This is a genomic window from Geodermatophilus sp. Leaf369 (genome assembly GCF_001424455.1).
Taxonomy (GTDB): domain Bacteria; phylum Actinomycetota; class Actinomycetes; order Mycobacteriales; family Geodermatophilaceae; genus Klenkia.
Map to the genome: position 1 here is coordinate 262,906 of NZ_LMQA01000004.1, position 22,150 is coordinate 285,055.

Annotated in this window: 18 protein-coding genes; 7 read left to right on the forward strand and 11 right to left on the reverse strand. The window is 75.7% G+C overall.

The features are described 5' to 3' along the window. Positions 1-132: 132 nt before the first annotated feature. From ASG36_RS17595 to ASG36_RS17605, 3 genes are all read left to right on the forward strand, one after another. A complete protein-coding gene (locus ASG36_RS17595; protein ID WP_055766951.1) occupies positions 133-2,766 on the forward strand; it encodes an ExeM/NucH family extracellular endonuclease in 2,634 nt (877 codons plus the stop codon). Between the two features lie 80 nt (positions 2,767-2,846). Next, entirely contained in the window at positions 2,847-3,269 is a 423-nt protein-coding gene (gene msrB / locus ASG36_RS17600; RefSeq protein WP_055766954.1) for a peptide-methionine (R)-S-oxide reductase MsrB, read from the forward strand. 74 nt (positions 3,270-3,343) lie between these two features. Further along, complete coding sequence (locus ASG36_RS17605; protein ID WP_055766957.1) at positions 3,344-3,634, forward strand: hypothetical protein; 291 nt, start codon at positions 3,344-3,346, stop codon at positions 3,632-3,634. A gap of 4 nt (positions 3,635-3,638) precedes the next feature. On the opposite strand, the gene hemQ is transcribed toward ASG36_RS17605, so the two are convergent. From hemQ to hemE, 3 genes are read right to left on the reverse strand one after another with little or no spacing between them, the layout of a single operon-like run. Beyond that, positions 3,639-4,355: a hydrogen peroxide-dependent heme synthase gene (gene hemQ / locus ASG36_RS17610; RefSeq protein ID WP_055767811.1), complete on the reverse strand. Its 717-nt coding sequence runs from the start codon at positions 4,353-4,355 to the stop codon at positions 3,639-3,641. Between the two features lie 33 nt (positions 4,356-4,388). Beyond that, a complete protein-coding gene (hemG, locus tag ASG36_RS17615; RefSeq protein WP_055766960.1) occupies positions 4,389-5,750 on the reverse strand; it encodes a protoporphyrinogen oxidase in 1,362 nt (453 codons plus the stop codon). Further along, on the reverse strand, positions 5,750-6,835 hold the full coding sequence (hemE, locus tag ASG36_RS17620; RefSeq protein ID WP_055766962.1) for a uroporphyrinogen decarboxylase: 1,086 nt from the start codon (positions 6,833-6,835) through the stop codon (positions 5,750-5,752). Before hemE ends, hemG begins: the two co-directional genes overlap by 1 nt. A 105-nt stretch (positions 6,836-6,940) precedes the next feature. On the opposite strand from hemE, the gene ASG36_RS17625 reads away from it, so the two are divergent. The 3 genes from ASG36_RS17625 (at position 6,941) to ASG36_RS17635 (ending at position 9,613) form a co-directional block, all read left to right on the forward strand. Continuing rightward, positions 6,941-7,561 (forward strand): DUF3000 domain-containing protein, encoded by a 621-nt coding sequence (locus ASG36_RS17625; protein WP_082523250.1) that lies wholly within the window; start codon positions 6,941-6,943, stop codon positions 7,559-7,561. A 121-nt stretch (positions 7,562-7,682) separates the two neighbouring features. Further along, positions 7,683-8,381 carry a response regulator transcription factor gene (locus tag ASG36_RS17630; protein WP_055766965.1) on the forward strand — a complete coding sequence of 233 codons (699 nt, stop codon included), beginning with the start codon at positions 7,683-7,685 and terminating at the stop codon, positions 8,379-8,381. Further along, complete coding sequence (locus ASG36_RS17635) at positions 8,378-9,613, forward strand: HRDC domain-containing protein (protein WP_055766968.1); 1,236 nt, start codon at positions 8,378-8,380, stop codon at positions 9,611-9,613. The genes ASG36_RS17630 and ASG36_RS17635 overlap by 4 nt, the downstream gene beginning before the upstream one ends. A gap of 27 nt (positions 9,614-9,640) precedes the next feature. Here the strand turns inward: ASG36_RS17635 and ASG36_RS17640 are convergent, their stop codons facing one another. From ASG36_RS17640 to ASG36_RS17665, 6 genes are all read right to left on the reverse strand, one after another. Further along, a complete protein-coding gene (locus ASG36_RS17640) occupies positions 9,641-9,931 on the reverse strand; it encodes a thiamine-binding protein (RefSeq protein WP_235495181.1) in 291 nt (96 codons plus the stop codon). Next, complete coding sequence (dxs, locus tag ASG36_RS17645; protein ID WP_055766970.1) at positions 9,928-11,838, reverse strand: 1-deoxy-D-xylulose-5-phosphate synthase; 1,911 nt, start codon at positions 11,836-11,838, stop codon at positions 9,928-9,930. Before dxs ends, ASG36_RS17640 begins: the two co-directional genes overlap by 4 nt. A 74-nt stretch (positions 11,839-11,912) precedes the next feature. Continuing rightward, positions 11,913-12,326 carry a hypothetical protein gene (locus tag ASG36_RS17650; RefSeq protein ID WP_235495185.1) on the reverse strand — a complete coding sequence of 138 codons (414 nt, stop codon included), beginning with the start codon at positions 12,324-12,326 and terminating at the stop codon, positions 11,913-11,915. Between the two features lie 32 nt (positions 12,327-12,358). Then, a complete protein-coding gene (locus tag ASG36_RS17655) occupies positions 12,359-12,985 on the reverse strand; it encodes an SGNH/GDSL hydrolase family protein (protein WP_055766973.1) in 627 nt (208 codons plus the stop codon). Next, positions 12,982-15,477, reverse strand: coding sequence for a bifunctional lysylphosphatidylglycerol flippase/synthetase MprF (locus tag ASG36_RS17660; protein WP_157498917.1), 2,496 nt, complete (start codon positions 15,475-15,477; stop codon positions 12,982-12,984). The genes ASG36_RS17655 and ASG36_RS17660 overlap by 4 nt, the downstream gene beginning before the upstream one ends. Further along, the gene (locus ASG36_RS17665; RefSeq protein ID WP_055766979.1) at positions 15,474-16,778 is read right to left on the reverse strand and encodes an alpha/beta hydrolase family protein; all 1,305 of its coding nucleotides are present in this window, start codon (positions 16,776-16,778) and stop codon (positions 15,474-15,476) included. The genes ASG36_RS17660 and ASG36_RS17665 overlap by 4 nt, the downstream gene beginning before the upstream one ends. A 170-nt stretch (positions 16,779-16,948) precedes the next feature. On the opposite strand from ASG36_RS17665, the gene ASG36_RS17670 reads away from it, so the two are divergent. Continuing rightward, on the forward strand, positions 16,949-18,745 hold the full coding sequence (locus ASG36_RS17670) for a glycosyltransferase family 39 protein (RefSeq protein ID WP_055766982.1): 1,797 nt from the start codon (positions 16,949-16,951) through the stop codon (positions 18,743-18,745). A 15-nt stretch (positions 18,746-18,760) separates the two neighbouring features. On the opposite strand, the gene ASG36_RS17675 is transcribed toward ASG36_RS17670, so the two are convergent. Further along, on the reverse strand, positions 18,761-20,011 hold the full coding sequence (locus tag ASG36_RS17675; protein WP_082523252.1) for a class I SAM-dependent RNA methyltransferase: 1,251 nt from the start codon (positions 20,009-20,011) through the stop codon (positions 18,761-18,763). Continuing rightward, positions 20,008-22,035, reverse strand: coding sequence for an APC family permease (locus ASG36_RS17680; RefSeq protein WP_055766985.1), 2,028 nt, complete (start codon positions 22,033-22,035; stop codon positions 20,008-20,010). The genes ASG36_RS17675 and ASG36_RS17680 overlap by 4 nt, the downstream gene beginning before the upstream one ends. Between the last annotated feature and the right edge of the window lie 115 nt (positions 22,036-22,150).

A 22,150-nucleotide genomic window follows, 5' to 3' on the forward strand; every position in this document is an offset into this window, starting at 1 on the left:
GTGGTGGTGAGCGGAGGTCATGAGCACGGGGAAAGAGGTAACCCGTTGTTCATCGACACTCGCACAGCGCACTGACAGGATCGACCGGTCCCCCGCACCGGAACGGCCGCCCCCGCGGTCGTGAGGAGAACCGTGTCGACACCCCGCACCGCACGACCCGCCGTCCTCGGCCTGACGGTCGCCGCCGTCGTCGCCGGCGGCCTGGTCACCACCGCCGCCCCCGCTGCCGCCGTCTCCCCCGACGTCGTCATCGCCGAGGTCTACGGCGGTGGTGGCAACAACGGCGCCACGCTGACCACCGACTTCATCGAGCTCCGCAACGACGCCGGCACGGCCGTCGACCTGACCGGGTGGTCGGTGCAGTACGCCTCGGCCGCCGGCACCACGTGGCAGACCACCCCGCTGACCGGCTCGATCGCCCCCGGCGGCCGCTACCTCGTCGCCGAGGCCAGCGGGTCCGGCGGCACCGTCCCGCTGACCGACGTCGACACCACCGGCACCATCGCGATGAGCGGCACCGCGGGCAAGGTGGCACTGGTCCCCTCGGCCACCGCGCTCACCTGCGGCACCGGCTGCGCCGGCACGCCCGCCGTGCGCGACCTGGTCGGCTGGGGGTCGACCGCGGTCGGCGGAGAGGGCGCCCCGGCCCCGGGCACGTCCAACGCCACCTCGGTCTCCCGCACCGGCCCGGACACCGACGTGAACGCCGCCGACTTCACCGCCGGCGCGCCCACCCCCCAGGGGTCCGGCGCCGCCCCGGAGCCGGAACCCGAGCCGCAGCCCGAGCCCACGCTGCCGACCTGTGCCACCACCGCCGTCCCGATCGGGAGCGTGCAGGGCACCGGGGAGACCTCCCCGGCCGCCGGCACCACCGTCACCGTCCGCGGCACCGTGGTCGGTGACCTGCAGACCGGTGGCTTCGGCGGGTTCCACGTCCAGGACGCCGGGGACGGCGACCCGGCCACCTCCGACGGCGTGTTCGCCTACGCCCCCGGTGGGCCCGAGGTCGCCCTGGGCGACGTCGTCACCGTGACCGGCACGGCCACCGAGTTCAACGGCACCACCCAGCTCAGCGGCGCCCTCTACACCGTCTGCGGCACTGCCGAGCTCCCCGCCGCCACCGCGCTGCCGCTGCCCTCGAGCACCGAGCAGCGCGAGTCCCTCGAGGGCATGCTCGTCGCTCCCCCGGCCGACCTCACGGTCACCGAGGTCTACGGACTGAACACGTTCGGCGAGCTGCTGCTGGCCACCGGTGGGCGCACGCTGTCCCCCACCGAGGCCGCCGAGCCCGGCCCGGCCGCCCAGGCCGTCGCCGCGGACAACGCCGCCCGCTCCATCACCCTGGACGACGGGGTGAGCACGAACCTGGCCACCAGCGGCCAGGCGCCGCCCTTCCTCGCCCCGGGCGACCCGGTGCGGGTGGGTGACACCGCGGTGCTGGACCAGGCGTTCGTGCTCGGCTACGGCTTCGGCGAGTACCGCCTCCAGCCGGCCGACGGCACCGCGGCGGGCTCGACGTTCACCCCGACCAACCCCCGCACCGACGCCCCCGCGCCGGTCGGCGGTGACCTGCGGGTCGCCGACTACAACGTGCTGAACTACTTCGTCACCTTCGGCGGCCAGGCGCGCGGCGCCACCACGCCGGCCGAGCTCGCCCAGCAGCAGGCCAAGATCGTCGCCGGTCTCACGGCGCTGGACGCCGACGTGATCACCCTGCACGAGATCGAGAACTCCTCGGTCACGACCCCGGCCACCCCGTACGCCGCGGTGGAGACCCTGCTCGCCGCGCTCGAGGCCGCCGACGGCAACAGCTGGGCCTACGTCCCGGCCAGCGAGGACAGCGACGTCATCACCAACGCGATCGTCTACCGCACCGACGTCGTCACCGCGGTCGGCGCCCCCCGGGTGCCGGCCGACCTGAGCGCCTTCGACAACGCCCGCACCCCGATCGCCCAGACGTTCGAGCACGACGGCGAGCAGTTCACGGTGGTCTCGAACCACCTCAAGTCCAAGGGCAGCGGCTCCGGGGCCGGCAACACCGACACCGGGGACGGGCAGGGCGCCTCCAACGCCGACCGGGTGGCCCAGGCCCAGGCGCTGGTGGCCTTCGCCGCCGAGCTCTCGGCCATCGACCCGGACGTGCTGCTGACCGGTGACTTCAACTCCTACCGGTTCGAGGACCCGCTGGACGTGATCCGTGACGCCGGGTTCACCGACATGGGCCCGGTGCTGGCCGAGGGCCAGTACAGCTACGTCTTCGACGGCGGCTCGGGCTCCCTGGACCACGTGTTCGCCTCGCCCTCGATGGTCGGCCAGCTCACCGGGCTGACCGTCTGGGACACCAACGCGACCGAGTCCTACGCCTACCAGTACGACGGCTACGAGCCGCTGTACGCCGCCGACCCCTACCGGGCCAGCGACCACAACCCCACGGTCCTGGGCCTGTCCCTGGGCGAGGCCGACACCGCGGCCACCGCCACGGTCGGCACGGCGCGTCCCTTCCGGGGTGACCGGCTGACCGTCACCGGCACCGACTTCGCCGCCGGTGAGCGGGTCACGGTCACCATCGGCGGCCGCCCGGTCGGTTCCGGGACGGCGGACGACGCCGGCACGGTCACCCTCACCCCGCGGGTGCCGGTCCTGCTGGGCGCCGGCGAGCAGGCCGTCGTCCTCACCGGGTCTTCCGGGGAGACCGCGACCACGTCGATCACGCTGCGCTCGGTCTGGCAGGAGCTGATCGACCGGCTGCGCGGCCTCTTCGGCTGAGCCGACCGCACCACCGACCGGCCCGTCACCGGCGTCCCGACCAGGGGCGCCGGTGGCGGGCCGGTCGTATCGTCGGGTGCATGAGCCAGCACGTCGAGAACACACCCGCGGTGACCAAGACCGACGCCGAGTGGCGCACCCAGCTGTCCCCCGAGGAGTACGCCGTCCTGCGCCAGGCCGGCACCGAGCGGCCCTGGACCGGGGAGTACGTCGACACGAAGACCGTCGGCGTCTACCACTGCCGGGCCTGCGGGGCCGAGCTCTTCCGGTCGGAGACCAAGTTCGACAGCCACTGCGGCTGGCCGTCGTTCTACGAGCCGTCCTCCCGGGACAACGTGGTGCTCCTGGAGGACCGCAGCCTGGGCATGCGCCGGGTCGAGGTGCAGTGCGGCACCTGCCACAGCCACCTGGGCCACGTCTTCGAGGACGCCCCGCAGACCCCCACCGGGGACCGCTACTGCATCAACAGCGTGAGCATCGCCCTGGCCCCCGCCGAGGGCTGACCATCGCATCACGGAGGGGCACCCGGGCGACCTGCACGGGTGCCCCTCCGTCGTGTGTGCGGCAGGGTGGGCGGATGACCGAGGCCCCGACCCGCAGCCCCGTGGCGCGCATCCTGGGCTGGGTGACCGGTGCGGTCGTCGCCCTCCCCGCGCTGGCCGCCGCACCGTGGCTGGTCATCGGCCTGGCCTGGGGGTGGAGCGGCACCGACGGCAGCGGCACGACGACCGGTGAGACCGACTGGGGTCAGGTGCTCGGCTGCGCGGGTCTGCTCCTGGCCTCGGTCGCGGTTCCGGTGCTCGCCGGGATGGGGGTGTTCCGCGGCCTGGACTGGCTGATCCGGCAGTCGAGCACCGACCCGGACTGACCGGTCAGGCCAGGCCGGCCACCAGCTCGACTGCCGTCCGCCGGCTCCCGGTGTAGAACGGGATCTCCTCACGCACGTGCCGCCGGGCGCGGCTGGCCCGCAGGTCGCGCATGAGGTCCACGATCCGGAACAGCTCGTCGGCCTCGAAGGCCAGCATCCACTCGTAGTCGCCCAGCCCGAACGAGGCCACCGTGTTGGCCCGCACGTCGGGGTAGGGCCGGGCCTGCATGCCGTGCTCCTTGAGCATGTCCCGGCGCTCCTCGTCGGGGAGCAGGTACCACTCGTAGGAGCGGACGAACGGGTAGACGCAGACCCAGGCCCGCGGCTCCTCGTCGGCCAGGAACGCCGGGATGTGCGAGCGGTTGAACTCGGCCGGGCGGTGCAGGGCCATCTGCGACCAGACCGGCTCCAGCCGCTGCCCCAGCGCCGTGCGACGCAGCCGAGTGTAGGCGCCCTGCAGGGCCTCGGCGGTCTCGGCGTGCCACCAGACCATCACGTCGGCGTCGGCGCGCAGACCGGCCACGTCGTACAGCCCGCGGACGACGACGTCCTGACCGGCGAGCTCCTCGACCAGGGCCGCGACCTCCGCCGCGGCCTCGTCACGGGGCTCGTCGCCGAAGGGGCGGGCGAGCCGGAACACCGACCACATCGTGTAGCGGATCTGGGCGTTGAGCTCGTTGGCCCGCTTGCCGATGCTCTTCTGCTCGGGCTCCTCAGTCATGCCCGCCATTCTCCACCGGCGTCGGTGGGCACCTCAGGTGAGGCTGGCCACCGCCCGGCGGGCGTCCCGGATGCAGGCGGGCACGCCGACGCCGCGGTAGGCGGCGCCCGCCACGGCCAGGCCCGGGACGGCGGCGACCGCGGCGTCCACCGCGGCCACCCGCGCGGGGTGGCCGACCAGGTACTGCGGGAGTCCCCCGCCCCAGCGCACCAGGTGGGTCTCCACCGGCTCGGGACGCTCCAGGGCCAGCAGGTCGGCGACGTCGGCCACGACGGCGGCGGTGAGGTCGTCGTCCGCGCGCTGGAGCTGGTCCTCCTCCAGGTAGCGGCCCACCGAGGAGCGCACCCGCAGCAGACCGTCCCCGGACAGGTGCGGCCACTTCTGCGAGGACACCGTGACCCCCTTGACCAGCCGGCCGCTGACCGGCGGCACCAGCAGACCCGACCCCGAGGCGAGGTGCTGGCCGGGGAAGGCCATCGCGACCACGGCCATCGAGGCGTACGGGATGCCCTGCAGCGGCTCCACGGCGTCCGGGGCGATGTCGGCGAGCAGCCGGGCGGCCTTGCCGGCCGGCACGGTGACGACGACCGAGTCCGCGGTGAGCACCTCGCGGTCGGCGCCGACGGTGAGCTCGAACCCGGCACCGACCCGGCGCAGGCCGTGCGCCGGCGTCCGCAGCCGGAGGACCGCGCCGGAGGCGGCGACCAGCGCGTCGGGCAGCGAGCCGATCCCCTCGGCGACGGTGGCGAAGACCGGGGCGTCGGCGGTGGCGCCCTCGCGGCTGCGTGCACCGGCGTCCCGGGCGGCCGCGGCGGCGGCCAGCACGGTGCCGTGCCGGGGCAGGTGGGCGGCCAGCGCCGGCATGGTGGCGGCCAGTGACAGCCGGTCGGCCTGCCCGGCGTAGACCCCGCCGAGCAGCGGCTCGACCAGCCGGTCGACCACCTCGTCCCCCAGCCGGTCCCGCAGCAGGGCCCCCACCGGGGCGTCGTCGACGAAGTGCAGTGGCTGTAACGAGGCCTCGGCGCGCACCCGCGCGACGCCCTCGGGTGACAGCAGCGCCCCCAGGCCCTCGGCCGACGTGGGCACCCCGAGCAGGGTGCCGGCGGGCAGCGGGTGCCGGCCGTCGGGCAGCACGACGGCGGCCTGGGTGGTGCTCGGGGCGATCGCGGTGAGGCCCAGCTCGGCGATCAGCTCCAGCGCCTCCGGCACCCGGGCCAGCACCGCCTCGGGACCGGTGTCGTACCAGGCGCCGGCCAGCCGGACCCGGCCCAGCTTGCCCCCGACCCGGTCGCCGGCCTCCAGCACGACCACCTCGTCGTTCGGGCGGGTGCGGGACCAGGCGTACGCCGCGGTGAGCCCGGTGATGCCGGCCCCGACCACCACGACCCGGCCCATCAGCGGGTGGTGAGCTCGTGCACCAGCTCGACGGCGTGGGTGATCGCGCCCGGGTCGGTGTCGGGCAGCACGCCGTGGCCCAGGTTGAACACGTGGCCCCGGGCTGCGCGGCCCTGCTCGACGATCCGGCGCACCTCGCGGTCCAGGGTCTCCCGGTCGGCCAGCAGCACGGCCGGGTCGAGGTTGCCCTGCAGGGAGTACCCGGGACCGACCCGGCGGGCGGCCTCGTCCAGCGGCACCCGCCAGTCGACGCCCACGACGTCGGCGCCGGCGTCCCCGATCAGCGGCAGCAGCTCACCGGTGCCCACCCCGAAGTGGATGCGGGGCACGTCGCGCACCCCGGCGGCCCGGTCCCCCAGGCCGTCGAAGACCGCCCGGGAGTGCGGCAGCACCCGGGTGGCGTAGTCGGACGCCGAGAGCACGCCGGCCCAGGAGTCGAACAGCTGCACGGCCGAGGCCCCGGCGTCGACCTGGGTGCGCAGGAAGACCGATGCGGAGACCGAGAGCTTGGCCAGCAGCCGCTCCCAGGCCTGCGGCTCGGCGTACATGAAGGCCTTGGTGCGGGCGTGCTCCTTGGAGGGCCCGCCCTCGATCAGGTAGGTGGCGAGGGTGAAGGGGGCGCCGGCGAAGCCGATCAGCGGGGTGTCGCCCAGCTCGGCGGTCAGCCGGGACACCGCGGTGGCCAGGAAGCCCAGCGCCTCGGGCTCCAGGTCGGGCAGCGCGTCGACGTCGGCGACGCTGCGCACCGGGTTCGCGATGACCGGGCCGACACCGGGCTTGATGTCGATGTCGATGCCGGCGACCACCAGCGGCAGCACGATGTCGGAGAACAGGATCGCGGCGTCCACCCCGTGCCGGCGGACCGGCTGCAGGGTGATCTCGGTGACCAGGTCGGGGTCCTGGCAGGCCGCCAGCATCGCGGTGCCGGCGCGCAGTGCGCGGTACTCCGGCAGCGACCGGCCGGCCTGGCGCATGAACCACACCGGGGTGCGGCGGACCTCGCGACCCAGTGCTGCGCGCACCAGGTCGGAGTCGGCCGGTCCGGTCGTCTCGGTCGGGGTCCCGGGTGTCGCAGCTGTGCCCACGACCGGCCATCCTCCCAGACCCCGGGGCGTCCGGCGTGCGGGCATGATCACCCGGGCGGCGCGTCGGGAGGGGTGGGCCCGTGAGCACCGGCCTACATTGCGGACGTGGAGCAGCAGCGCAGTCCGGACGACGCGGCCGGGACCCCCGCTCCCCCCGCCGACTTCCAGGCGGCCCTGGACTCCCTGGCCACCGTGCGCTCCCGGCCGGAGATCGTGCTCGAGCACATCCCGGCCCCGCAGCGGCTGGCCCCCTGGTCGCACGCGGTGGGCGCCCGGGTCGCCGAGCCCGGCGAGATCGCCGGCGAGGACGAGGTCGAGATCGCCAGCGGCCGCTTCATCGTGCTCTTCGACCCGGCCGGCCACGAGGCCTGGGACGGCACCACCCGCTGCGTCGGCTACGTCTCGGCGGTGACCGACGAGACCATGGTCGACGACCAGATGTTCTCCGAGGTCGCCTGGAGCTGGCTCACCGAGGCCCTGGTCGACCACGACGCCGGGCACCACTCCGTGGGCGGCACCGTCACCCGCACCGCCTCGACCCGGTTCGGCGACATCGCCGGCCCCGAGCACTCCGTCGACGTGGAGATCCGGGCGTCCTGGACCGCCAGCGACACCGACCTCGACCGGCACCTCGACGCCTGGCTCGAGGTGCTGGGCAACGCCGCCGGCCTGCCCCCGCCCGGGGTGCACCTGATCAACCGGGCGACCGGCGGCAGCGGCTCGTAGACTCGCCGCCGTTGCTCCATCCGGAGCAACGGCCGCTGGGCCGAACGACCGCCGCACCGCACGTGGAGACATGCCCGATCACCTGAGGACCCCCCGGGGACCCGCCCGCCCGGACGGTGCGGTGCTGCCCCCGGACGCCACTGCGCTCGTCGTGGACCCCGCGCCGCTGGTGCGCGAGGCCCTGGCGGCCCGGCTGCGTGACCTGGGGGCCCGGGAGGTCGAGGAGGCCGCCTCGCTGGAGGAGGCCCGGGTGCGGGCGCACGTCTCGGGCCCGCGGGCCCTGTGCGTGCTGGACGTCGACCTGCCCGAGGTGGGCCGGGACGCCGGTCCCGAGGGCACCCGCGGTGCCGACGGCCCCCGCGACCCCGGCCGCGGCCTGGAGCTGCTGCCCACGCTGCGGGCCGACGGCTGGCCGGTCACGGTCGTGCTCACCGCGGTGACCGACCCCGCCGTCGTCCGGGCGGCCTTCCTGGCCGGCGTGGCCGGGTACCTGCTCAAGTCCTCGCCCCTGACGACCCTCACCGAGGGGCTGCGCTGCGCGCTGTCCGGTGAGGTCTACGCCGACCCCGGCATCGCCAGCAGCCTCGCGCTGGGGCTCACCCGGGCCGGCCCCGACGACGGGACCGGCGAGCTGTCGGTCCGCGAACGCGACATCCTCCGGCTCGTCGCCGAAGGACACACGAACAAGGAGATCGGTGCCCTGGTGGACCTGTCCGCACTCACCGTGAAGAGCCACCTGTCCCGCATCGCCCGCAAGCTGGGTACCGGCGACCGGGCGCACATGGTCGCCCTCGGGATCCGCAGCGGGGTGATCGCGTGAGCGAGGAGACGGTGACCCCCGTCGAGGAGCCCGAGTCCACCGCCGTCCCCCTGCTGGCCCCCCGCGACGGGCTGACCCCGGTGATCGAGACCTCCACCGCGCTGGTCGGCTACGCCGGGGCGCTGGCCGCCGGCAGCGGGCCGGTGGCCGTCGACGCCGAGCGGGCCTCGGGCTACCGGTACGGGCAGAAGGCCTACCTGGTGCAGCTGCGCCGTGCCGGGGCCGGGACGGGGCTGATCGACCCGGTGCCGCTGCCCGACCTGAGCCCGGTGCAGCAGGCCATCGGGGACGCCGAGTGGGTGCTGCACGCCGCCAACCAGGACCTGCCCTGCCTGGCCGAGATCGGCCTGGTGCCCACCCGGCTGTTCGACACCGAGCTGGCCGCCCGGCTCACCGGTCAGCCCCGGGTGGGGCTGGGCGCGGTCGTGGAGTCCCTGCTCGGGTTCAGCCTGCAGAAGGGCCACTCCGCCGCCGACTGGTCGACCCGTCCGCTGCCGGCCGACTGGCTGGTCTACGCCGCCCTCGACGTCGAGGTGCTCGTCGACCTGCGGGACGCCCTCGCCGCCATCCTCGAAGAGCAGGGCAAGACCGAGTGGGCCCGGCAGGAGTTCGCGGCCATCCTCGCCGCCGGACCAGCCGCCCCGCGGGTCGACCCGTGGCGGCGCACCTCGGGCATGCACGGGCTGCGCAGCCGACGGCAGCTCGCCGTCCTCCGGGCCCTGTGGGAGGCCCGCGACCTGCTGGCCCGCCGCCGGGACGTGGCGCCGGGCCGGGTGCTGCCGGACTCGGCGATCGTGGCCGCGGTCGCGGCGGACCCCAAGAGCGACGCCGAGCTGTCGGACCTGCCGGTCTTCCGCGGCCGGGCCAACCGCAAGCTCGCCTCGACCTGGTACGCCGCGCTGCAGAAGGGCCGCGCCGTCCCCGACGGCGACCTGCCGCCGCACAGCCTGCCCGGCGACGGCCCGCCGCCGGTGAACCGCTGGGCCGACCGCGACCCCGCGGCGCACAAGCGGCTGCAGGCCGCCCGCGCCGGGCTGGCCGCGCTCGCCGAGCAGTGGACGGTGCCGGTGGAGAACCTGCTGACCCCGGACCTGGTGCGCCGGCTGATGTGGAGCCCGCCCGCCGAGGTGACCCCCGAGGCGGTCGCTGCGTTCCTGCGCGAGGGCGGCGCCCGACCCTGGCAGGTCGGGCTGACCGTCGACCCGCTGACCGAGGCCGCGACCACCGCCTGACGAGGAGGGCCGCTCCTCGTCCGGCGGTCAGCGGAACTTGTGGGTCAGGGAGTCCATGGTGCGGGCGACCTGGGCGATCTTCACGTGGCTGATGCCGCCGGTGGCCCCGGCGGCCAGCATCGCCTCGTGTGCGGCGCGCAGGGTGGCCCACACGTCGTCGGCCGGGCCCTCGAGGGTGGTGCCCAGGGCGCCCACCTCGTAGCGCAGCCCGGACGCCTGGACCACCGCGATGGCGGCCTCGACGTGGGCGTGCGGGTCCTCCGGCGTCCCGGGCGGGGACGGCGCGACCTGGATCTCGGCGATCACGGTGTCGCTCACTGCTGCTCCCCCACCGGCACGGAGACGTCGTCGCGGTCGACGATCTTGGACGCCCACTCGACGATCCGCCGGGCGAGGTCCTGCTCGGTGAGGCCGTGCTCGGCGAGCACCTCGCTGCGGCTGCCGTGCTCGAGGAACTGCTGGGGCAGGCCCACGGTGCGCAGCGGGACGTCGCACTCGGCGTCGCGCAGCGCGGTGGCCAGGGTGTCCCCCACACCGCCGGAGCGTCCGCCGTCCTCGACGGTGACGACCAGCCGGTGCTCGGCGGCCATCGCGACCAGCTCGGGCGAGGCGGGCAGCACCCAGCGCGGGTCGACGACGGTGACGTCGATGCCCTGCCGGGCGGCCCGCTCGGCGGCGGCCAGGCCCATCGGCACCAGCGACCCGCAGGCCACCAGCAGCACCTCCCGGGCCTCGGAGCGGCGCAGCACGTCGACCGGGCCGCGGCGCTCCAGCGAGGGGATGTCCGGCGGGACGGCGCCCTTGGGGAAGCGCAGCACGGTGGGCCCGTCGGCGACCGCGAGGGCCTCGCGCAGTGCCTCGGTGAGGGTGGCCTCGTCGCGCGGCATGGCCATCCGCAACCCGGGGACGACCGCGCAGATCGAGGTGTCCCACATGCCGTTGTGCGAGGCGCCGTCGGTGCCGGTGACCCCGGCCCGGTCGAGCACCACGGTGACCGGCTGGCGGTGCAGCGCGACGTCCATCAGCAGCTGGTCGAAGGCCCGGTTGAGGAACGTGGAGTAGATCGCCACCACCGGGTGCAGGCCGGCCATCGCCAGCCCGGCGGCCGAGGTCAGCGCGTGCTGCTCGGCGATGCCGACGTCGAAGGTCCGCTCGGGGAACCGCTCGGCGAAGGGGGCCAGCCCGGTGGGGTGCAGCATCGCCGCGGTGATCGCGACGACGTCGGAGCGCTCCCCGCCGATCTCCACCAGCTCGTCGGAGAACGCCGAGGTCCAGTCGCGCCCGGCCGCGGCGGAGGAGACCCCGCTGTCGGGGTCGAAGACGCCGGTGGCGTGCCAGGCGTCGATGAGGTCGGTCTCGGCCGGGGCGTACCCGAAGCCCTTGGTGGTCACCGCGTGCACGATCACCGGACCGCCGAAGGCCCGCGCCCGGCGCAGCGCGGACTCCATGCCGGCGACGTCGTGGCCGTCGACCGGGCCGACGTACTTCATGCCCAGGTCCTCGAACATGCCCTGCGGGCTCAGGACGTCCTTGAGGCCCTTCTTGATCGCGTGCAGCGCGTCGTAGAGCGTGCTGCCGACGACCGGGGCCTTGGTGAGGGTCTGCCGGACGGCGTCCAGCACCTGCTCGTAGCCCGGCCGCAGCCGCAGGGTGGCCAGCGCGTCGGCCACCCCGCCGATCGTCGGGGAGTAGGAGCGGCCGTTGTCGTTGACCACGATCACCACCGGCCGGTCCTGCGCGGCGGCGATGTTGTTCAGCGCCTCCCAGGCCATGCCACCGGTCAGCGCGCCGTCGCCGATCACGGCCACCACGGGCCGGACGTCGCCCCGGACGGCGAAGGCCTTGGCCAGCCCGTCGGCGTAGGACAGCGAGGTCGAGGCGTGGCTGTTCTCCACCCAGTCGTGCTCGCTCTCGGCCCGGGACGGGTACCCGGACATGCCACCGCGCTGGCGGAGGCCGGTGAAGCCCTCGAGCCGGCCGGTGAGCAGCTTGTGCACGTAGGCCTGGTGGCCGGTGTCGAAGACCACCGGCTCGCGCGGGGAGTCGAAGACCCGGTGGATGGCGATGGTCAGCTCGACGGTGCCCAGGTTGGGGCCCAGGTGTCCGCCGGTCTTGGCCACGTTGGTCACCAGGGCGTCACGGATCTCGGCGGCGAGCACCGGGAGCTGGTCGGGCGCCAGTGCCCGCACGTCGGCGGGCCCGGTCACGGAACGGAGCAACGACACGGCGGGAACGGGTCCTTCCTGAGGGGGTGGAGCGAGATCGACTGTAGCCGCGGGGGCCGGACCGAGCCGGGTGGTCAGAGGCGGGGCACCCACCGCTCCCCCCGCAGCGCGCCCCCCACCATCTCCACGCCCCGGGCCGCCGCGGCCAACCGGGCGCCCTCCCGCTCGTACGCCGAGACGGCCGCCTCCATGGCCTCCGGGGGCAGGTCGTCGGCCAGCTCCACCCGCACCGTGCGCCAGCCGGCGCGGGCCGCCTCGAGCCCGGCGGTCACGTGGTCCCCGGCGAAGCGGGCCAGCAGCACCGGGTAGCGGCGCAGCACCTCGTGGGCGCGGTACTCCGGGGGCACCAGGTCGTACAGCCAGGCGATGGCGGTGCGCTCCCAGTCCGGGGCACCCGGCGGGCGGACCTCCGCGGGCCAGCCGGGCGGGGCGGTGCCGTCCCGGCCCAGCCCCTGGCGGGAGGGCTCGGCGCGGCCGGTCGACGTCACCACCCGAGTGTGCACCGGCGCTCCGACACCGGTCAGGACAGCAGCGCCGTCCGGAGGTCCTCCCCCACCGACCGGGCCGCCGGACCCGACGGGTGCACGCCGTCGTCGCTGTCGCCGGGGGCGTACCCGCCGTCCGGGGCCCGGACGGCGGTCATCGGGTCCACCCACTGCCAGCCCTGCTCCCGGGCGAGGCGCTGCAGCCGGCGGTCCAGCGCGCGCACCTCCGGGCCCCGACCGTCCTCCTGCGCGACCGCCGAGAGCAGCACCCGCGGCACCCCGGCGGTCCCGGCGATCGCCACCAGGTGGTCGAGCACCTCGTCGGTGGGCACGTCGAGGTCGACGTCGTTGTTGCCGGCCATCAGCACCAGCACGTCGGCGTCCATCGGCTGCACGCCCGCGGCCATGTCCGCCGTGGTGGCCCCCGCGTGCGCCCAGCCGCCGAGCACGTCCACGCCGTCCCCGGTCGCCCACCAGGCCCAGGAGTCCTCGCCGATCTGCCCGGTGTCGAAGTCCGGGCTGTCTGCCTCGGTGATCGAGTCGCCCACGGCCACCACCCGCAGCACCGGGGACGACGCCGGCACCGCCCGCGGCGTCGCGACCGGCGCGGCACACCCGGCGAGCACCAGCACCCCGCCGACCAGGGCCGCCGCCCGCCTCACCGGGCACCGGACCCGGCGTGCTCGCGGACCGGTGCGGAGGCGGCCGGGCGGGCCCGCCGTCCGGCCAGCACGGCGCGGACCAGCCGCACCGCCTGGGCCGGCCCCAGGTGCGGCAGGTAGGCCCGGGAGACCGCGCGGGCGATCCGCGGCAGGTCGGCGGGCCCGGGGTAGACCAACCACAGCGCACGGTGCCGGGGCTGGAACTTGGCCTTGAACGCCAGCAGCGAGCGGAACCCGTAGACCGGCTCCATCCACCGCCCGGTGGTCTCCAGCAGCCGGGCCAGCAGGGCCGCCTCCGGCTCGCCCCCGGGCAGCGCCAGCGGGGCGCCGGACAGGCTGCACCACAGCGCACCCTCGGCCTGGAAGGCCAGCGCCGCGGTGCCGACGAGGAACTCCGTCGTCCCGGGCGGGCAGCCCGGTGCCCGCCGCATCAGGTCCAGCGTCCAGCCGACCGGCACGCCGTCGCGGTGCGCGGGCAGCCAGCTGGTCACCCCGTGCACCCGCCCGTCCGGGGCGAGGGCCAGCAGGCACCGGACGGCGGGGTCGGCGAGCTCGTCCAGCCCGCCCAGGGTGAACCCCATCTCGGGGAGCCCCTTGCCGGCCAGCCACTCCTCCGACGCGCGGGCCACCTGCTCGCGCAGTGCCAGCGGTGCGCTCGCCCAGGTCACCCACCGGGCCTCGACGCCGTCCCGGGCGGCCCGGTTGACCGCCGTCCGCACGTCCTGCCAGCGCTTGCCCGTGAACGCCAGCCCGCCCAGCGGCAGCCAGGTCTCCGACGCCACCTGCACCCGGTGCGCCCCGGGCAGGGAGGCGGTGACGGCGTCGGCGGTGTCGCCGGTCACCGAGTACCAGCACGGCGTCCAGCCCCGGGCGGTGCACCAGGCGGTGAACCCGGCGACCGCCTCGACCCGGGCCGCGGGCGGGCCGACCGGGTCCCCGGTGGTCAGCGCGACCCCGCCGACCACCCGGAACGCGACGACCGCGGACCCGTCGGGGGTGAACCACCAGCGGTTGCCCACCCAGGTGGTCATGAACGACAGCGGGCCGTCGCCGTGCCGGTCGACCAGGGCGCGGGCCCGGGCGGCGTCCCCCCGGGGCACCGCCGGGCGCACGACGGCCCACGCGGTGCCCAGCAGCACCGCCCAGCAGGCCACCCCCGTCCAGTCGGCCAACACCCGGGCGGGCCCGTGCAGCGGGACCAGCCGGGGTGCCACCTCGCCCAACCACCCCGGCGGCAGCAGCCGTGCCGGGAGGTCCAGCAGGAGCCGGCCCACCCCGGGCGGGTGCGCCCAGTCCCCCGCCAGCAGCGCCCCGGTGGCCAGGTACCCGGCCACGACCGCGGCGAGTCCGGCACCGGCCGGCAGCGACCACCGGCGGGCTGTCCCCGGGGCGGCCGGGACGGCGAACCGCGACCGGGTCGACAGCAGGAGCACCAGCACCGCGCCGGGCGCGACCACCGGTGCCCACAGCGACACCGCCGGCAGGCTGGAGCGGTCGGCGCCCAGCGCGGTGAGCGCGTCGGCGGGGTGGCCGAGCACCGCGACCACGACGACGACGCCGACCAGCGCGAGGGCGGCGGAGAACAGCACCGCACCGACCCAGGCCGCCCGTCGTCCGCGCCGGAGCCCCTCGGCGAGCACCAGCTGCACCACCACCGGCAGCACCGAGAGCAGGGCGGGCCCGGGGCCCGCCAGGTGCGCCCGGGCCAGCAGCACCCGGCAGGCTGCCCGGTCCCCGCCGCCGGCGCAGACCCGGTGCAGCACCTCCGCGGACGGCCGTCCGGAGGCGAACAGGTGGGAGACCACCGCCCACGGGCCCTCCGGGGTCCGCGACAGCGCGGCGAGCAGCGGACCGACCGCCGCGGCCGCCACGATCAGCGCGACCAGGGCCCGGGACTCCCGGCGGCTCACCGGGCCGCCGTCGGGTGCCCGGCCCCGCGGCCGGGCCAGCACGACCCCTCCGACCAGCCCGAGCACGGCGCCAGCAGCGCGGTGCACGTCGCCCGCCGTGCCGGAGTAGAGCACCAGCATCGAGAGCACCACCCCCAGGCCCAGTCGCAGCCGGCGGCGGCCCAGCGGCGAGGCCCACGCCGAGGCCGCCGCGACGGCGGCCAGCACCCCGGGCAGCGGCCCGGTCACGCCGGCCCCGGCGAGCAGGCCACCCCACCGGTCCCCCGTCCCGGCGAGGGCGGCCACCACCCCGGTGCCCACCAGCCCGGCCCCCACCTGCCCCGCGACGAGGGCGTGGCCGGTGCACCGGGTGCCCCAGCGGTGCTCGACGGTGCCCAGGAGTGCCCCCACCACCAGCGCCGTCCCCAGCGCGGTGCGGGGGGTGGCCGCGGTGAGCAGTGCGGTCAGCAGGGTCCACCAGCGACCGGCGGACAACGGGCCGACGCCGGTGGCCCAGGAGGCCGGCGAGCCGAGCACCGCGCCGGCCAGCAGGGTGCCCACCAGCCCGGCGGTGAGCGGCACCCGGCGCAGCACCCCGGTCACGACGGCAGGCCGGTGTGCGCGGCCAGCCACGGCAGGGCCTGCTGGAGGCCCGGGCCCCACACGTCCCAGGAGTGCCCGCCGGGGATCTCCGTGCTGGTGACGTCGACCCCGGCGGCCCGCAGCGCAGCGGTCACCTGACGGGCCTGCGGGCGGTACTCGTCGTCCCCGGCGCCGACGGTGAGGTACGCCGAGAGCTCCGGGTACCGCCGGGCGGCGAGTTCGTGCAGCGGGTCGACGGCGTCGAAGGCCGCGGTGTCGCCGCCGAAGGTGGCGGCCACCGTGGCGGTGGCACCGCCCAGGGTGGGGCCGGCCTGGCCCGAGGCGTCGAAGAAGGTCGGGAACAGGCCGGGGTGGGCGACGGCGAGCTGCAGGGCGCAGGTGCCGCCGTAGGAGAACCCGCCGACCGCCCAGTGCGCGTGGTCGGGGTCGACCTGCAGGGTGTGGGTGATCCAGGCCGGCACGTCCTGGCTGAGGTAGGTGTCGGCCTTCCCCAGCGCGGAGTCCAGGCACAGCGGGTTGGTGACCTCCCCGCCCAGGTCGTCGGGCATCACCACCACCGGGGCGAGGCCGTGGTGGGCGTCGGCCCAGGCGTCCAGCCGCTGGGCGATGCCGCCGCCGTCGATCCAGTCCCGGGGGCTGCCCGGCTGGCCGCCGAGCACCACCCACACCGGCAGCAGCGGCCGGTGCGCGGTGAGGTACGCCGGCGGCAGGTAGACCCAGGCGGCCCGGGCCGGGAAACCCGAGGCGGTCGCCGGGATCGTCACCTGGGACAGCGCCCCGGTCGTCGGCACGTCCCCCGGCGGGGTCCAGTCCGCCGGGCTCACCGGTGCGGCGGTGTCGCCGGTGAGCACGTCCCGGGCGTCGACCTCGTCGTAGGGCGGCAGCTGCAGGGCTGCGGCCACGGTGGGGTAGGGCTGGTAGACCCGGTTGACCCCGTTGGCGGCACCGACGACCACGGCGAGGACGGCGAGGACGGTCAGCGCCCGCCGCCACCAGCGCTGCCCGGGCCAGGACACCACGGCCAGCACGAGACCGAGCAGGCCCAGGCCGATCCACAGGAAGACCAGCCACGGCAGCCCGTCCGGGAACGGCTTCAGCACCCGGAGCAGCACCCACACCAGACCCAGGCCCAGGCCCGCGACCAGCACCGCGAGCGGCACCCGGCGGGTGAGCCACCGACGGCTGCGGTGCGAGGTGACGAGCACGAGCAGCCCGACCACGACCGCCAGCACCAGCGCGGTCGCCAGCGGACCGGTCACCAGCTGCAGCCCGGTGAACCAGCGCCACGCCCGTCCGGCCACCGGGTCCTCCTCCCGTGCGGGTGGTCCGGTCGACCGCCCGGCAGGAAGGTCGGCCGCGGGGCTGGGGGGTCCCTGCACGCCGGTGGTGAGCTGGCTGCGGGTCGGGGTCCCCAGCGACCGTGCAGCCGGTCCCCAGCCGCACGCCAGCCCGGCGGCCCACCTTGCGGCCCGTGACCCTCGTCGACGTCCGGCCGCCCGCGCCGGTGCCCGCCCCACCGCGGGCCCGCCGCCGGGCGCGTCCCGACCGGGTGGCGCTGGGCCTGCTGCTGGCCGGGACGACCGCGCTGTACACGGTGGCGCTGCCACGGTCGGGTTGGGGCAACGCGTTCTACGCCGGGGCCGCCCAGGCCGGGGCGGCGAGCTGGCGGGCCTGGTTCTACGGCGCCTCGGACGCCCCGGGCTCGATCACCGTGGACAAGCCCCCGGCCGCACTGTGGGTCATGGGCCTGTCGGTGCGGCTGTTCGGGCTCTCGAGCTGGTCGCTGCTGGTGCCCGAGGCGCTGATGGGGGTGGCTGCGGTGGCGGTGCTGGCGGCCACCGTGCGCCGGCTGCTGGGCCCGTGGCCGGGGGTGCTCGCCGGCCTGCTGCTCGCCCTCACCCCGGTGGTCACCCTGGTCTTCCGGTACGACAACCCCGATGCCTTGCTGACCCTGCTGCTCGTGCTGGCCGGGTGGGCCACCAGCCGGGCGCTGGAGGACGGCCGGACCCGCTGGCTGCTGCTGGCCGGGGTGGTCGTCGGGTTCGGGTTCCTGACCAAGTCGCTGCAGGCGTTCCTGGTGCTGCCCGGGCTGGCCGGTGCGTACCTGGTCGCCGGTCCGCCGCGGCTGCGTCGTCGGCTGGGTCAGCTGGTGCTCGCCGGGGTGGCCCTGGTCGCCGCGGCCGGCTGGTGGCTGCTGGTGGTCGCGCTGGTCCCCCGGGCCGACCGGCCGTGGGTGGGCGGCACCGCCGACGACAGCCCGCTCGGCCTGGCGTTCGGCTACAACGGGCTGGGCCGGCTCGACGGCGACGAGTCCGCCGGCGGCGCCGGGCTGCACCACGGGCCCAGCACCCTGGGCCGGTTGTTCGGCAGCGCCGGCGACCAGGCCGGGTGGCTGCTGCCCACCGCACTGCTGGCCCTGGTCGCCGGGCTCTGGCTGGTCCGCCGGGCCCCGCGCACCGACCGGGTGCGGGCCGCGCTGCTGCTCTGGGGCGGGTGGCTGCTGGTCAGCGCCGTCGTCCTCGGGCTGATGAAGGGCATCGAGCACAGCTACTACGCGGTGGTGCTCGGTCCCGCGGTCGCCGCGCTGGTCGCCGTCACTGGCACCCTCCTGTGGCGCCGGCGCGACCGCACCGCCCGGGTGCTGCTGGCCCTCGGCGTGCTGACCGCGGTCGCCTGGGCCGCCACCCTCGTGGTGCTGCGGATCGGTGGGTCGCTCGGGCTGGTCCTCGCGATCGCCGCGACCGGCGGGCCGGCCGTCGTCGGGCTGCTGGGGCGGCGGCGCACGTGGGTGGCCGGACTCGCCGTCCTGGCGGTGTCCCTGGGGCCGCTGGCCTGGTCGGTGGGCACCGCCGCCCGGGCGCACACCGGCAGCAACGTGGTCGCCGAGCCTCCCCCGCGGACGGCAGCCGGCTGGTCGGCCCCCCGCCGGGACGGCGCGGGCATCAGCGAGCGCGCACTGCGGCTGATCGAGCAGGGCGCCGAGGGCTGGACCTGGGCCGCGGCGACCACCGGGCACCACGGCGCCTCGATCCAGCTCGCCGCCGGCGTCCCGGTGATGGACGTCGGCGGCTTCGCCGGCCAGGACCCCTCCCCCACGTTCGACCAGTTCGTCGCCGACGTCACCGCGCACCGGGTGCACTGGTGGGTGGCCGGGGTCTCCGGCGGCCCCGACGCCCTCCGGATCCAGACCTGGGTCGCCGCGCACGGCACACGGGTCCCGGCCGGGGAGACCGACCTCTACGACCTGTCCGCCCTGGCGACGGGGTGACGGGGTGACGGGGTGTCAGGGACGGACCGGCTCCAGCAGCGCCACGCACTCCACGTGCGCGGTCATGGGGAAGGCGTCGAAGGCCCGCAGGCCGGTGACCGACCAGCCGGACTCGGCGAACACGGCCACGTCTCGGGCCAGGGACGCCGGGTCGCAGGCCACGTAGACGACGGCCCGCGCGCCGGAGTCGGCGAGCACGGCGCTGACCTCCCTGCCGGCACCGGCGCGCGGCGGGTCGAGGACGACGACGTCGGGCGGGCCGTCGAGCTCGGCCAGCAGCCCGGTCAGCCCCTCGGCGTCCACCGCCCCCTGCCAGACCTCGGCCTGGGGCAGGTCGGACAGGTTGTCCGCGGCCGCGGCGCAGGCCCCGGCGTCGTACTCGACGCAGACCACCTGCCCCCCGACCCCGACACCGGGGGCCAGCGAGCCGCCGAACAGGCCGGCGCCGGCGTAGAGGTCCAGCACCCGCTCGCCCTCGGCGACGGCGGCGTACCCCGCGACCGCCCCCACCAGGGCGTCGGCCGCGGCCGGGTGCACCTGCCAGAAGCCGGTCCCCTCGACCTGCCAGTCGCGGTCCCAGGCACGGCGTTCGGCCCGCTGCCCGTCCGCAGCGGCGGCCGCGGGCGGCCGGACGACCTTCGTGGACTGGGCGTGGCCGCGACGGTCCAGCCGGGTGGTGGTGACGCCGCCGACCGAGTCGACGGCGACGTCGACCGCCCCGGCGCCGTCCCAGGTGCGGCCCAGCACCGCCGCGACCGCCGGCTCGACGGTGATCGGGCAGTCGGTGAGCACGTGCACGTCCCGTGAGCGGTGCGGCCGCAGGCCGGGGCGCCCCTCGCGGTCGACGGCGAACCGGGCCCGGGAGCGCCAGCGCAGCGCACCGCCGGGCAGCTCCTCGACGTTCAGCGACACGTCCATGCCGGCGAGGCGGGCGAACTGCTCGGCGATCACGTCGCCCTTGAGACGGCGCTGGGCGACCGGGTCGACGTGCTGCCAGTCGCACCCGCCGCACCGGCCGGGACCGGACTCCGGGCAGGGTCGCTCGACCCGGTCCGGGGAGGCCTCGAGCACCTCGACGGCGTCGGCGCGGCAGTAACCCGGGTGCCGGTCCTCGGTGACCGCGACGACGACGCGCTCGCCGGGCAGCGCGTGCCGGACGAAGACCACCCGGCCCTCGTGCCGGGCCACGCAGTGCCCGCCGTGCGCGACCGGCCCCACGGTGACCTCGAACCGCTCCCCCAGCCAGGAAGGCGCCTGGTCCCTCACGCGCTGTCCGGGTCGTCCACGATGCCGCGCCGCAGGTCGCCCGGGGCGGGGCCGGCGTTGCGCTGGAGCTCCTCGTCGCGGTCCCGCGACCCCTCCAGCTGCCAGGGCACCGTCGTGATCATCACGCCGGGCTGGAACTGGAGCCGGGAGCGCAGCCGCAGCGCGCTCTGGTTGTGCAGCACGTTCTCCCACCAGTGGCCGACCACGTACTGCGGCACGAAGACGACGACGAGCTCGCGCGGGCTGTCCCGGCGGATGTCCTTGACGAAGTCGACGACCGGGCGGGTGATCTCCCGGTAGGGCGACTCCAGCACCGTCAGCGGGATCGGGATGTCGTAGCGGTCCCAGTCGGCCTGCAGCGACCGGGTGTCGGCGTCGTCCACGTTGACCGTCAGCGCGGTGAGCTGGTCGGGGCGGGTGGCCCGGGCGAACGCCAGCGCCCGCAGCGTCGGCTTGTGCACCTTGTTGACCAGCACGACCGCGTGCACCTTGGAGGGCAGCGTGCGGGAGTCCCCGCTGGGCACGAGCTGGTCGGCGACGTGGGTGTAGTGCCGGTTGATCTGGCGCATGAGCAGGTAGATGAACGGCATCACCAGGATGACCAGCCACGCGCCCCGGGTGAACTTGGTGAGCACGATGATGACCAGCACGACGGTGGTGAGCGACCCGCCGATCGTGTTGATCACCTGGGAGCGGCGCATCTGCTTCCGCTCGGCGCCCTCGGCGGTCTTCATCTCCCGGTTCCAGTGCCGGACCATGCCCCACTGGCCGATGGTGAAGCTGGTGAACACCCCGATGATGTAGAGCTGGATCAGCCGGGTGGAGTCGGCCTGGAAGGCCACGATCAGCAACGCGGCGAACCCGGCCAGCAGCAGGATGCCGTTGCTGTACACCAGCTTGTCGCCGCGGGTGTGCAGCTGCTTGGGCATGTAGCGGTCCTGGGCCAGCACCGAGCCCAGCAGTGGGAAGCCGTTGAACGCGGTGTTCGCGGCCAGGATCAGCACCAGCGCGGTGGCCGCCTGGATGTAGAAGAACCCGATGGAGGTGTCCCCGCCGAAGACGGCGCTGGCGACCTGGGCGATGACCGTGCGCTGCGGCTCGGTCTCGCAGTTCGTGAACCCCTCGAGGTCGCAGGGGAACTCGGCGTACTTGACCCCGGAGAACAACGCCAGCGCGGTCACGCCGGCGAACATCGTGGCGGCGATCCCGCCCATCAGCGCCAGCGTGGTGGCCGCGTTCTTCGACTTCGGGGGCTTGAAGGCCGGCACCCCGTTGGCGATCGCCTCGACCCCGGTCAGCGCGGTGCAGCCCGAGGCGAAGGCGCGCAACGCGAAGAACAGCAGGGCGACGCCGGTGAGGTTGTCGAAGCCCGGCTCCGGCGTGATCGTGTACGCCGCGCTCTCGGCGACCAGCGAGGCGTCCCGGAAGAAGTACTCGATGAACCCGGTGACGATCATGACCATGATCCCGGCCACGAACAGGTACGTGGGGACGGCGAAGCTCTTGCCCGACTCCCGCAGGCCCCGCAGGTTCGCCGCGGCCAGGAACCCGACCAGGACGACGGCGATCAACACGCGGTGCTGGGCCAGCTGCGGGAACGCCGAGATGATGTTGTCGGTGCCGGCGCTGACCGACACGGCCACGGTGAGCACGTAGTCGGTGAGCAGCGCGCTGGCGACCACCAGCGAGGCGAACCGGCCGTGGTTCTTGGCCGCCACCTCGTAGTCCCCGCCGCCGGAGGGGTAGGCGTGCACCACCTGGCGGTAGGACAGCACCACCACGACCAGCAGCAGGACGACGGCGACGGCCAGCCAGGGCGCCAGGAACAGGAACGCCGTCCCCGCGAGGGTCAGCACGATGAGGATCTCCTGGGTGGCGTAGGCCACCGAGGAGAGCGGGTCGCTGGCGAAGATCGGCAGCGCGAGCCGCTTGGGCAGGAGGGACTCGCCGGCCCGGTCGCTGCGGACGGGACGCCCGAGGACCAGGCGCTTGGGGAGTTGCCCGAGGTCGGACAGCGAAGGCACGAGCGGATGGTACGGACGGTGCGTGCGCGGACCCGCCCGACGGACCGCGGTCGTGTCGTGCAGCGGGTGTACGTTCGCGCGCTGTACGCCTCGGCGGTCCACGCCGGGGGGCCGG

What these genes read in the sequence shown, in the direction of transcription:
- msrB (WP_055766954.1), top strand. Translation starts at nt 2,847, where the DNA reads ATGAGCCAGCACGTCGAGAACACACCCGCGGTGACCAAGACCGACGCC.
- ASG36_RS17605 (WP_055766957.1), top strand. Translation starts at nt 3,344, where the DNA reads ATGACCGAGGCCCCGACCCGCAGCCCCGTGGCGCGCATCCTGGGCTGG.
- hemQ (WP_055767811.1), bottom strand. Translation starts at nt 4,355, where the DNA reads ATGACTGAGGAGCCCGAGCAGAAGAGCATCGGCAAGCGGGCCAACGAG.
- hemG (WP_055766960.1), bottom strand. Translation starts at nt 5,750, where the DNA reads ATGGGCCGGGTCGTGGTGGTCGGGGCCGGCATCACCGGGCTCACCGCG.